The following is an 11469-nucleotide window of genomic DNA, read 5'->3' on the forward strand; positions in this document are numbered from 1 at the left end:
TGATGCGCAAACAACATTTATGAGGCTTCCTTCAGTATCTAATCTTATCTCACTCATTTTTCTGACTGTATTATCCGGATGTCATTACCCCAACTATTTCTATGTATCTAACCCTTTAACAGAGCCCAGTACTATAAAAGTGAAATACAGTGATAGTTACGGACGATACTCAGCGATTGGTCAAACAGTTCGCTATAAAGACAGCCTTATAAAGAAAGCCACTCCTGAAACCTTTACTACTTTAAACCAGAAACTGAACATCAGGGCTATTAATTCAAAAGAAGCTGAGATTATTTTACCGGCGTCGGGAACTATTCTTATTAGCATCGGGTCTACCGGCATACCCCCTTCTATAGACAGTTTGTATATTACAACCCTCGAAAAAACAACCGCTTATTCCTGGGCAAAGTTTATGAAATCGTCTAAAAGGTCTGGAGGATTTTTTAGTAGTATGCTCACACTGTATAATGTAAAATAACTTTTGCCTTCAAGATAACCACCCTTTGAATAGTTGATAGATCAGGAGTCAGGTGACCTATTCACAAGTCACCTTATTAACTAGCCAACCTACTTGCCACAGTCACCGGCAACACAACCAGTCATCTTAAAAAGAATAGCTACCCGATTGCAATTCATAAACACGATATCCGCCTTCATTGGGAAGCTCTTGAATGCGTCCTTTCAACTCGCTGATCAGTATATGTTCCTGATCGCTTACCTTTAAAACAGCAGTGGTATTAGGTGGCACAGTTAGCTTTAATTGTAGCTGGCCGGCACTGCGTTTCCAGCGTGTTTCAACTCTTCCCGAAGGACCGTCATAGCTGGCTCTAACCCATGATAGCCGGGTATTGCCCATATTGGGTTGCTGAATAATGATACTGGAAAAACCCGGGTCATTTTTCTTTATGCCCGCAAGTCCTTCTATAAACCAGGCGCCAGGAAATAGAAAAGAACTATGTAACAAAGAATGGCCGGGTAAATCTTTTTCCCACATTTCCCAGATAGTAGTAGCGTCATTATCTCTCATATAACCCCAACCGGGATAGGTAGTTTTAGAAAGCATCGTAAATATAAGATCATCGCGCAGCTCCTGCCTTAACAACTTAAAAAGTACCGTACCACCGGTGATACCGGCAGATATATTTCCTTTGTTTTTTATAAGGATCTCGTCCTCCAGTGCCTTCATTACTTTAGCCCGGAGTTCGGCGGGTACCGTTTCCGACAAAAGAGCCATAGCCAGGTTAGCAAGGCTACCATCTGAATACGTATGGGTTGCCGGGTTAAAAAACTTCTTATGAATAGCATCCGCTGCGCTATCGGCCTCACGCTCCCAATTCAGTGCATCTTTATCATTGCCTAAAACCTGCGCTACCCTCTGCGCTGTTCTTAAATTATAAACCCGGTAACAGTTGTTAAAGAACAGCGTTTGAGGCTTATCATTATTCATCCCCTCAGCGGTAGCATTGGGCCATAACCAATCACCCAGGAAATCCCATTGCCCTCCAAATCTTTTCAGCATGTTGTCTTCAACCTGGGTATCTAAAAAAGACAACCAGTTTTTCATCAGCTGGTAGTTTTCTTCCAGAATCTTTTTATCGCCGTAATGCTCATATACATACCAGGGTAATGAAACGACGATACCCCCCCAGGCCGGCCCTCCACCACCCCAATAAGTAGGAGCGGTATGTGGCAGAATGCCATTATTGAACAAACGGCCGCTGGTTACAGTTTTTCGGGCGGTTCTGCCATCATACATATTGCCCACCATGGGCTCAGTGCCTTGTACATCGCGCCAGTCCTGCATCCACTTGGTATAAAATGCGCCGAGTTGATAATTATACATACCCGTTTCGCTGGTTGCATGCGCATCGCCGCCATAGCCCATTCGTTCACGCTGCGGACAGTCTACAACATAGCCGCCCAACGAAAGATTCTCAAAAGTCCAGCGCACTTTATCGTAAATCCAGTTCATTAAGGTGTCGGAGCATTCAAAAGTCGTAGCATTTTTATAGTTGGTTCTCACCAGCCACCCCTTGATCAAATCGAGCCTGGGCGCTTCCTTCAGGCCTTTAATAGTGAGCCAGCGACCAGAGCTGTAATTGAAGCGATTGCGGAACACTCCTTTGCCGGTTGCACCAATAATAAAGCTGCTCCTGATATTAAAAGTAGTCTCCATACTCTTCCTTTCAGAAAAATTAAACCTGATCGTATCTCCCGGTTGACCGCTTACCGGTATTTCCGTCCAGCCCGCGAAATTAGTTCCAAAATCGACCCTGTAACTCCCATCCGGCCGATGTTCTATACCTATTGGTTTTATAGGCGTTAGCCGCCTGTTTTCTTCTACCATTTGAGCAGATACCACTAACTTGGGATGATACAATTCGACAGGCTTCCAACCTTCTTCAGCACCGGTAACTAAATTCCAATTACTGTCAGCTTTTCGATCATCCCACTGTTCGCCTCCCATATTGGAAAAATCCCAGACGCCCAATAATTTATTAGGGCTCTTTTTTGTTTTCCATTCCTGGTTAGTTAGTAAAGTATCAAAAGGAAGATCTGTTTTAGATGGATTTTTACTCTTGTAGAAAAATGCCTGCGCAGAAACAACAGGAGTTAAGGGACGGTTATTGGCCTCGAGATGATACGGTCCGAAAATTGACCACGAAGCACCCAACCAAAGACCTATTATATTTTTTCCTTTGCGAACAAGAGCAGTTATATCATAAGCGATATAGCGGGCTCTTTTGGTATGATCTGTTACCACAGGAGCCAGAATGCCATCTCCCACTTTAACACCGTTTACATACAGCTCATGATAGCCAACAGAAGCCACATATATAAATGCCCGACCCGTTTGTTCTTTTAACGTAAATGTCTTTTTCAGCCAGGGGTCCCATATATTACAATCAGCCCCGCCCGGCGTAAAACGCTGGTCATCCCCGATCCATTGGCCTTTCCATTCTTTTGGATCGAAAAAGCCGGTTGTAAAACTATTCACGTCGCTCCATGCTGATACCTGCGAGCGTTCATCCTTTATGCAAACCTTCCAGTAATAAGTTCTGTCAGACGACAAGGGATGTCCATTATAGGCGATTTGCTGCGTTTGCGATGAATTTACCCACTTAGAGTCCCAAACATCCCCTTTATTTTTTTGTAGTAATTCTTGGCTTGAGGCAACAATCAAACGGTAAGCCTCTTGCGTTTGCCCATACAACTTTTCGTTAAGCGAGCGCAGCTTCCAACCTAAACGGGGCTGCTGCTCATCAATTCCTTTGGGATTTGTGAGGTATTCGCAGGTCAGACCATACAACCCTATTTCTTCTTTTTTATTGAGGTTGGCTAAACAATTAAGGCTGATGACAAGCACAGATAATAATACAGTAACCGGTTTGTGGTTCATCGCGGAGTTTTTGGCAAACAAATAATAAGCTATAAATATACGCCGTTTTCAATAGTGATTAACTTAATACGGGAACGTTACCGGTAGCTACCCTATTCAGTTTCATAGAGTTCATAACTATTTTTTAAAACAAACGGTTGCTCATTTAGCCTGTAAATAAGGAATTGTTCATTATATTAGCCCTTCAAAATACTATTTGCAATGTCATATCCCTTTCAGATTAAATCATTAGAACAATATCATATAGATTATAAAAAAAGCCTTGAAGACCCGGAAGGATTCTGGAGCGGCGTGGCCGACAGTTTTGAATGGAGAAAAAAACAGCCCTTCAGCAAAAAAGGATTGGACTGGAATTTCACAGAACCGTCTGTAAAGTGGTTTGAAGGCGCTAAACTCAATATCACCGAAAACTGTCTCGACAGGCATCTGGATTCTATAGGCGACCGTCCGGCTATTATCTGGGAACCTAATGATCCTAACGAAAAAGTAAGAACACTTACCTATAAAGTACTGCATAAAAAAGTATGTGAGTTTGCACAGGTATTACGAAACAATGGCGTTAAAAAGGGAGATCGGGTTTGTATTTATATGGGTATGATCCCCGAATTGGTTGTAGCTGTTTTAGGTTGTGCCAGAATTGGTGCTATCCACTCTGTAATATTCGGCGGGTTCTCTGCTCAGAGTATTGCAGACAGGCTATATGATGCGGAAGCCGAATATATTATCACCTGTGATGGCGCCTTCCGTGGGGCGAAAGACATTCCGCTAAAATCGATTATCGATGATGCATTAATTGGAAATCGCACTGTAAAAAGAGTAATTGTACATACGCGTACCCGCACGCCGGTAAGTATGATCAAAGGACGGGATGTATGGTGGAGAGATGAGGTGGAAGATGTTGTGGAAAGTATGCACGAAGAAGTATTGAAAGTACCTGCAGAAGAAATGGATGCCGAAGACCCACTTTTCATCTTATATACTTCAGGCAGTACCGGTAAACCTAAAGGAGTGGTGCATACTACAGCCGGATATATGTTGTGGACTACCTATACTTTTGTGAATGTATTTCAATACAACCCCGGGGATGTGTTTTTCTGTACAGCAGATATAGGCTGGATCACAGGCCATAGCTATATTGTATACGGCCCTTTATTGGCAGGCGCTACCTGCCTGATGTTTGAAGGGATACCCACCTGGCCTGATGCAGGCAGATTCTGGGACATCGTTGATAAACACAAGGTAAACACACTTTACACCGCTCCTACCGCTATCCGCTCTTTAATGAGTTACGGTATGGATCCATTAAAAGACAAAGACTTGTCGAGTTTGAAAGTATTGGGTACGGTTGGTGAGCCCATTAACGAAGAAGCATGGCATTGGTACGATGAGCATATCGGTAAGAAAAAGTGCCCGATCGTTGACACCTGGTGGCAAACAGAAACAGGCGGCATATTAATATCTAACCTGGCAGGTGTTACACCCGCAAAACCAAGCTGGGCAACACTACCGTTACCGGGAGTAAAACCGGTATTGGTAGATGAAAAAGGTGAGGAAGTAACCGAATTAACGGATACACATTATAGCGGCAACCTCTGCCTTACGATGCCTTGGCCCGGTATTTTACGTACTACCTGGGGAGATCATGAGCGTTGCAGGCAAACTTATTTCAGCACTTATGAGAATAAGTATTTTACGGGCGATGGCGCCTTTAAAGACGAGGAAGGCAACTTCCGCATTACAGGTCGTGTAGACGATGTATTAAATGTAAGCGGACACAGGCTAGGCACTGCAGAAGTGGAGAACGCCATTAATATGATGGCAGGGGTTGTGGAAAGCGCTGTAGTAGGTTATCCGCATGAGTTAAAAGGACAGGGTATTTACGCATACGTAGTGCTGGATGGACGCAACCGGCATGAAGAAGATGACCAACTGACCAAGCAGGATCTGTTAGCAACTGTTTCCCGTATTATTGGCCCGATTGCCAAACCAGACAAAATACAGTTTGTTAGCGCACTGCCCAAAACGCGCAGTGGAAAGATCATGCGCCGTATATTACGCAAGGTAGCTGAAGGAGAACTGGAAAACCTGGGTGATACTTCTACCCTGTTGGATCCTGCAGTTGTAGATGAAATAAAAGAAGGGAAAATATAATTTTCCCCGAATAAAAAAAATCAGGCCATGGTTTAAACCCCGGCCTGATTTTTTTATTGGATATCTTGTATAAAATGTTTTACCCGCTCCATATCTTTCACACCCGGCTCTATCTCAAACTTACTATTTACATCCAGTGAAAAAACATTATTAGTTTTAATAAAGCCCTTCACCTGTTCTACATCATCTGCCCCTATACCGCCACTCAAAAAATAAGGTTTGTTAATAGACGTATTTGTCAATACCGACCAGTCAAACTGCTTTCCTGTCCCCCCGTACTCTTGTGCCCTGGTATCAAACAAAAAATAATCCACACTATCTTCATAAGAGGCCAATAACTCAGCCAAAGCCGTTTCATCACCCCTGACCCGAAAAGCTTTGATAACTTTAACCTTATCCAATAAAGTCTTACAAAGTTCGGGCGCTTCATCACCGTGTAACTGTACGGCGTTTAGGCCAAAATCCGCAGCTGCCTGCAGAATAGCTTCTACAGTTTCATTGACAAATACACCAACTTTTTGTATACCTGTCAATGATTTTAAATCTTCGCCAGCGATCTTACTGCCCACAAAGCGGGGCGACCCTTCATAAAAGATAAATCCTGCATAGTCTACTCCTAACGCAGCCAGTTCCTGTACCTGTTGTATGGAGGTCATGCCACATACCTTTATCCGGGGTTGGTTCATTCTGCTGCTTTTAGTTGCTCCACAAATGATTGAAACGCTGCAGGCGTATCAGGTTGCTTCATAAAATACTCTCCGATTAAAAATCCTTTAAATCCATTTTGCTTGAAAAGCAGAATGTCTTCAATTTTATCAATGCCGCTTTCAGCTATCTTTATTTTATCTGCAGGCAATTGTTCAGCCATGCGAAGACTGCGCTCAATATCTACGTTAAAGGTTTTCAGGTCGCGGTTATTAATGCCAACAATTTTTGTGGCATCGCAGATATGCTCCAATTCTTCTTCCGCATGTAGCTCCAATATGGCTTGCAGCCCCAGCGATGTAGCAAATTCAGCGAGGTGCTTCACCTCAGCCGGAGTAAGGCAGGCGGCTATCAACAAAACAACATCAGCACCGATCGATTTGGCTTCGGATATCTGGTATTCATCCACAATAAAATCTTTTCTTAAAACAGGGATATCATTAGTCCTTGCCTCAATTAAATCGGCGTCTGAACCTCCGAAAAAATTCTCGTCAGTCAACACAGACAAACAAGCCGCACCACACCGGGTATAAGCAGATGTAATTTGCGTTACATTGGCATCTTGTTTTATAAATCCTTTGGAAGGAGATTTGCGCTTAAACTCGGCAATAATACCTGTGCTATCCGGTTTTAACAAGGAGTCGGACAGTGATCGAACCGGTAAAGCAAAAGCAGGTTTGGCTTCCAGTTGTTTTACAGAAGCTTGTGCTTTCCGGTCTGTCACTTCTATTTTTTTATGAGCTACAATGGTATCTAAAATATTCATGATCTTATATCTGGAAAACCGTATCAAAGAATCTTAATACGACTTATTTATTGTAAAGAAATTAACTTTTGTAAGCAGGCATTGGCCTTACCCGATCTCAGACTTTCCTTTGCTGCGGCAAAAGCGTCATCATAGCCGGTAAACTCATCTGTTACCTGCAAGGCAATGGCTGCATTAGCTAACACCACAGCTTCCTGTTCGGGTGTGCCATTACCTTCCAAAATAGATTTAAATATTTGTGCGGCTTCGGCCACCGTACTGCCACCTGATATAGCTTCCGGCTTCACTTCCAGCCCGGCTAATTGAATAGCAGATAGTATCTTTTCTCCCTGTGGCGTTAATAGTTTACTATCACCCGTGAGGGACACTTCATCATAACCATCCAGTCCATGCACTATTGCAAATTGATTAGACTGCTGTTGCAAGAGGTAGTTATACAACCGTGCCATCTCCAGGCTATAAACGCCTATAATGCTGTAAGCAGGAAAAGCCGGGTTTACCAAAGGGCCAAGCATATTGAAAAAAGTACGCATGCCCAGATTTTTACGTATCGGTCCCACGTTTTTTAAAGCAGGGTGAAATAACGGTGCATGGAGAAAACAGATATTGGCTTCCTCCAGCTCCTTCCGAAGTGCATCACCGTCGTTCTTGAACCTATATCCCATTGATTCTATCACGTTGGACGAGCCGCTGATTGCGGATGCTCCATAATTACCATGCTTGCTTACCTTAACACCAGCGCCGGCAACAATAAAGCAGGATAAGGTAGAGATGTTAAAAGTATTCTTCCCATCGCCACCGGTACCCACAATGTCCAGGGTGGTTAAACCGCTAAAATCAACACGCACACAAAGTTCCAGCAATGCGTCCTGGAAGCCTTGCAGCTCCTGCAATGAAATACTACGCATCAGGAATACGGTCATAAAAGCCGTTACTTCATGTTCATTATAGACGCCTTTACCGATATTCACCAATGCCTCTTTAGCAGTCTGCCGGTCCAGTGTTTTATGCTCAAATAATAAGCTTAATATTTTTTTCATTTGAATTGTTCAATATCCAATAATCAATATCCTGTCTCTTATTTTTTCAACCAGTTTCTTAATATCTGCTCTCCCTGCGGCGTTAATACACTTTCGGGGTGAAATTGTACACCACGCACATCATAAGTTTTATGCTGTAATGCCATGATCATATCATTTTCATCTACAGCCGTAATTTCTAACTCACCAGGAAATCCGTCTCTTGAAACTACCCAGGAATGATAGCGGCCTACTTCGAACTCTTCGCTTAATCCCGCAAATAGCTCAACACCCGATTTTATAATTTTGCAGGGAGTAGCAATGCCGTGATATACTTTTGAAAGATTCGTGAGCTTTCCGCCAAAGGCCTCGCCAATAGCCTGCTGCCCCAAACAAACACCCAGTATAGATTTGGAAGCAGCATATTCTTTGATCAGCGGTAATAACAGCCCTGCTTCTTCCGGAATACCGGGACCCGGGGAAAGAATTATTTTATCATAGTCTTTTACCTGTTCCAAAGGTATCTGGTCATTGCGGTACACATCTACTTTCTGATGTAATATTTTTTCAACCAGGTGCACCAGATTGTATGTAAAAGAATCGTAGTTATCGAAAACGAGAAGTTTCATATTGAATGTAAAATGTAGAATAATAGTTTTATAATGTAGCGTATTACATAATCAGGGTGCTGCACCTAAATAGTCTGGGCAACTACAATCGCCTTTTTTAAGGCCCCCAATTTATTGTTCACCTCCTGCAATTCACTTTCCGGAACGCTGGCGGCTACCACACCCGCACCGGCCTGGTAGTATAAAGTATTATTCCGGCTAAGGAAAGTACGGATCATTATAGCCTGGTTACAGCTTCCGTCAAAGCCCATAAAACCAACAGCTCCGCCATAGTAGCTACGCAAAGTAGGCTCATACTGGTTGATCAGCTGCATGGCTTTTATCTTGGGAGCACCACTTAAAGTGCCCGCCGGGAAAGTTTTTGCCAGCAGCTCGAATGCGTTAGTGGTATCATTCACCGTACCGACTACTTCGCTTACCAGGTGTATGACGTGAGAGTAAAAATGTGTTTCCCTGAAGTGTGCCACTTTCACATCATGACAGCCCCTGCTCAAATCATTACGGGCCAGATCCACCAGCATCACATGTTCCGCATTTTCCTTCGGATCTTTTTCAAGCCGTATCGTCTCTGCTGCATCCTGCTTATCATCACCGGTACGCTTTACAGTACCCGCTATCGGATGCACAACCGCCTTCCCGTTATTAATGATGAGCTGTGATTCGGGAGACGAACCCATGATCTTATAATCTCCATAGTCGAAGAAAAATAAGTAGGGCGACGGGTTGATATTGCGCAGTGCACGATAAACGTTAAACTCATCGCCATTAAAAGATTGCTGAAACCTGCGGCTTAAAACAATCTGGAAAACATCACCCCGGTAACAATGTGCAATTCCCTGCTGTACCATATTGCGATAATCATCATCGCTCATGTTCGAGCTTTCTCCACCACTGGTTGTAAAAGGGTATACCGGAACATCCTTCCCACGGATAAGTGACATCAATGCCGCTTTATCACTGCCTATACCCGCTATTTCGTTTTCGCATATAAACAATTCATCTCTGAAATGATTAATAGCTATAACATATTGGTACAAACGATAGCGCATTAAAGGAATGGCATCCTCATCCACCTTGAATACGGCACCCGGTACCGTTTCAAAAAACCGGATCGCATCATAAGATGTATAACCATAAAGCCCCTGTGCATAAGCGGCTACTTTATTCGCCGATGTCTCTATTTCAAAACGCTGCATAAACCCGTTCAATACATCTGTGATGGATGATTGCTGCTGAAACGGAAACGTTTCTGCAGTCTGGCCGGGAAGCTTTATTTCCATTTTTTCGGCAGAGGAAATTTCAATGCCTCCAATGGCATTTACACCTATAAAGGACCAGCTGTTTTCAGCAACATGATTATCTGTACTCTCCAACAAAATGGTATCCCGAAACCTGTCCCTTAAACGCAGGTATATCCCTACTGGCGTAAATACATCAGCCAGCATGGAAGTGACGGTAGTTTTAATTGTTATTTTTTGCATGTTTATCAAGCTAAGGCCAAAGGCTATTATTTTATTTTAATTCCTTGTATATTTTTTTATTGATTTCCTGCCAAGGGGAACTCCCATTCATTGTTTTATTCATTCTTCGATAATTGGCGAATAAAAAATTGAATGTACGTTTGAAACCAAAAAAAACCCCGGTACTACCGGGGTTCTTGTATATCATTCATCTTTATGATGCGCAGCATTACAATACCCCATTAGAGTTTGCGTGCCACCACCAAAAAAGATTCTTTTTATTTTTCATCGTCACAAATATAATAGTTAATTGATTGCAGACAAATTTTTATTTGCATGAACATTAATAGCACTCCTTGATCCTATTGCAGGATACAACCTATCGCAGATCGTAAATAGCTACATAAAAAAAACCTGCAACGCAGGTTTGAATAATTTACCCAACTGAAAAATGTGCAGAGGGCCTGTAGCTCTTGTTGTAAATAAACAGGCAACTTCCATTTTTTATAGTTTGTATAATAGGCTTTGTTAATGCCGTTGGTATAGCTGGGCAGCCATGACTGCGGCCAATATATCCCTGCGCATCAATAAAAGACTGACTTACATAAGGAGCCCCATGTATAACAATGGCCCGGCGCATCGCATTCGTATTCAGGTTTTGCTCAAGACCTTTCAGCTTTAATGAATAGCCCTTGCTTCCACTATAAGTTTGATCGGTAATGTAAAAACCTAAACTGCTTTTATGCGATTCATTCGTATTACTGAAAAATTCTGCCATTTCTTTACCCGTATTCCGGCCATGAGCCACCCAGGTATTGAATAACATTTTATAATTCTTTACATCAATAATATACATGCGCTTCTGGCTGCTGGGCTGGTCAAAATCGATGATCGTTAGTACTGAATCATTTTGTAAAGCCCCTTCTTCGTCCAGCTTTTTGAAACCATTCATTGCATAAATAAATGCTTCATGCGACAAGCCCTGATCATCTAATTCAAGGCTATCATATACCAACTCCAAAGCATTTGCCCCGCTACTGCTGGGCTCATTTGAAACTTTGATATCTTTTGCTACTTCTGGCTCGCTAATTGCTTCTATTTTATTAATCGTCCAGGATAAAAAGGCTACTGATAACACACAAAGTCCTAGTAGCCGCAAATAATTCTTTAATTGCATGCGTTCTCCTTTAATTCTTTTTTATATTAAAAATTATCGGTATGTTTTTCTATAAGAACTTGTAGAATTTTCGGTAGGCGTCTATATAAACGCATGTAAAATGCAATTATTGTCCATTTCTACTGCTATAAGAAAATTTTAACACCCTTAGGCCTAATGTTT

9 protein-coding genes are annotated in these 11469 nt (G+C 42.5%); 2 read left to right on the top strand and 7 right to left on the bottom strand.

Annotated elements, in window-relative coordinates; genetic code table 11:
* The first annotated feature begins 19 nt into the window (after positions 1 to 19).
* Positions 20 to 478: a hypothetical protein gene (locus U0035_RS06575; RefSeq protein WP_114789220.1), complete on the top strand. Its 459-nt coding sequence runs from the start codon at positions 20 to 22 to the stop codon at positions 476 to 478.
* A 126-nt stretch (positions 479 to 604) separates the two neighbouring features.
* On the opposite strand, the gene U0035_RS06580 is transcribed toward U0035_RS06575, so the two are convergent.
* Entirely contained in the window at positions 605 to 3400 is a 2796-nt protein-coding gene (locus tag U0035_RS06580) for a family 78 glycoside hydrolase catalytic domain (RefSeq protein ID WP_114789221.1), read from the bottom strand.
* Positions 3401 to 3601: 201 nt separating this feature from the next.
* Between U0035_RS06580 and acs the strand changes: the two genes are divergently transcribed.
* Positions 3602 to 5551, top strand: a complete 1950-nt coding sequence (gene acs / locus U0035_RS06585) for an acetate--CoA ligase (RefSeq protein WP_114789222.1) — start codon at positions 3602 to 3604, stop codon at positions 5549 to 5551.
* A 53-nt stretch (positions 5552 to 5604) separates the two neighbouring features.
* On the opposite strand, the gene U0035_RS06590 is transcribed toward acs, so the two are convergent.
* The 6 genes from U0035_RS06590 to U0035_RS06615 all read right to left on the bottom strand — a co-directional run bounded on the left by U0035_RS06590 (position 5605) and on the right by U0035_RS06615 (position 11307).
* A complete protein-coding gene (locus U0035_RS06590; RefSeq protein WP_114789223.1) occupies positions 5605 to 6237 on the bottom strand; it encodes a phosphoribosylanthranilate isomerase in 633 nt (210 codons plus the stop codon).
* Positions 6234 to 7022, bottom strand: a complete 789-nt coding sequence (trpC, locus tag U0035_RS06595) for an indole-3-glycerol phosphate synthase TrpC (RefSeq protein WP_114789224.1) — start codon at positions 7020 to 7022, stop codon at positions 6234 to 6236. The genes U0035_RS06590 and trpC overlap by 4 nt, the downstream gene beginning before the upstream one ends.
* Before the next feature lie 47 nt (positions 7023 to 7069).
* Positions 7070 to 8062, bottom strand: a complete 993-nt coding sequence (trpD, locus tag U0035_RS06600) for an anthranilate phosphoribosyltransferase (RefSeq protein ID WP_114789225.1) — start codon at positions 8060 to 8062, stop codon at positions 7070 to 7072.
* A 38-nt stretch (positions 8063 to 8100) separates the two neighbouring features.
* On the bottom strand, positions 8101 to 8670 hold the full coding sequence (locus U0035_RS06605; RefSeq protein WP_114789226.1) for an anthranilate synthase component II: 570 nt from the start codon (positions 8668 to 8670) through the stop codon (positions 8101 to 8103).
* A gap of 65 nt (positions 8671 to 8735) precedes the next feature.
* Positions 8736 to 10151 carry an anthranilate synthase component I family protein gene (locus tag U0035_RS06610; protein ID WP_114789227.1) on the bottom strand — a complete coding sequence of 472 codons (1416 nt, stop codon included), beginning with the start codon at positions 10149 to 10151 and terminating at the stop codon, positions 8736 to 8738.
* 415 nt (positions 10152 to 10566) lie between these two features.
* Positions 10567 to 11307: a murein L,D-transpeptidase catalytic domain family protein gene (locus U0035_RS06615; protein WP_114789228.1), complete on the bottom strand. Its 741-nt coding sequence runs from the start codon at positions 11305 to 11307 to the stop codon at positions 10567 to 10569.
* Between the last annotated feature and the right edge of the window lie 162 nt (positions 11308 to 11469).

Source organism: Niabella yanshanensis, from assembly GCF_034424215.1.
Classification (GTDB): Bacteria; Bacteroidota; Bacteroidia; order Chitinophagales; family Chitinophagaceae; genus Niabella; species Niabella yanshanensis.

What these genes read in the sequence shown, in the direction of transcription:
- U0035_RS06575 (WP_114789220.1), top strand. Translation starts at nt 20, where the DNA reads ATGAGGCTTCCTTCAGTATCTAATCTTATCTCACTCATTTTTCTGACT.
- U0035_RS06580 (WP_114789221.1), bottom strand. Translation starts at nt 3,400, where the DNA reads ATGAACCACAAACCGGTTACTGTATTATTATCTGTGCTTGTCATCAGC.
- acs (WP_114789222.1), top strand. Translation starts at nt 3,602, where the DNA reads ATGTCATATCCCTTTCAGATTAAATCATTAGAACAATATCATATAGAT.
- U0035_RS06590 (WP_114789223.1), bottom strand. Translation starts at nt 6,237, where the DNA reads ATGAACCAACCCCGGATAAAGGTATGTGGCATGACCTCCATACAACAG.
- trpC (WP_114789224.1), bottom strand. Translation starts at nt 7,022, where the DNA reads ATGAATATTTTAGATACCATTGTAGCTCATAAAAAAATAGAAGTGACA.
- trpD (WP_114789225.1), bottom strand. Translation starts at nt 8,062, where the DNA reads ATGAAAAAAATATTAAGCTTATTATTTGAGCATAAAACACTGGACCGG.
- U0035_RS06605 (WP_114789226.1), bottom strand. Translation starts at nt 8,670, where the DNA reads ATGAAACTTCTCGTTTTCGATAACTACGATTCTTTTACATACAATCTG.
- U0035_RS06610 (WP_114789227.1), bottom strand. Translation starts at nt 10,151, where the DNA reads ATGCAAAAAATAACAATTAAAACTACCGTCACTTCCATGCTGGCTGAT.
- U0035_RS06615 (WP_114789228.1), bottom strand. Translation starts at nt 11,307, where the DNA reads ATGCAATTAAAGAATTATTTGCGGCTACTAGGACTTTGTGTGTTATCA.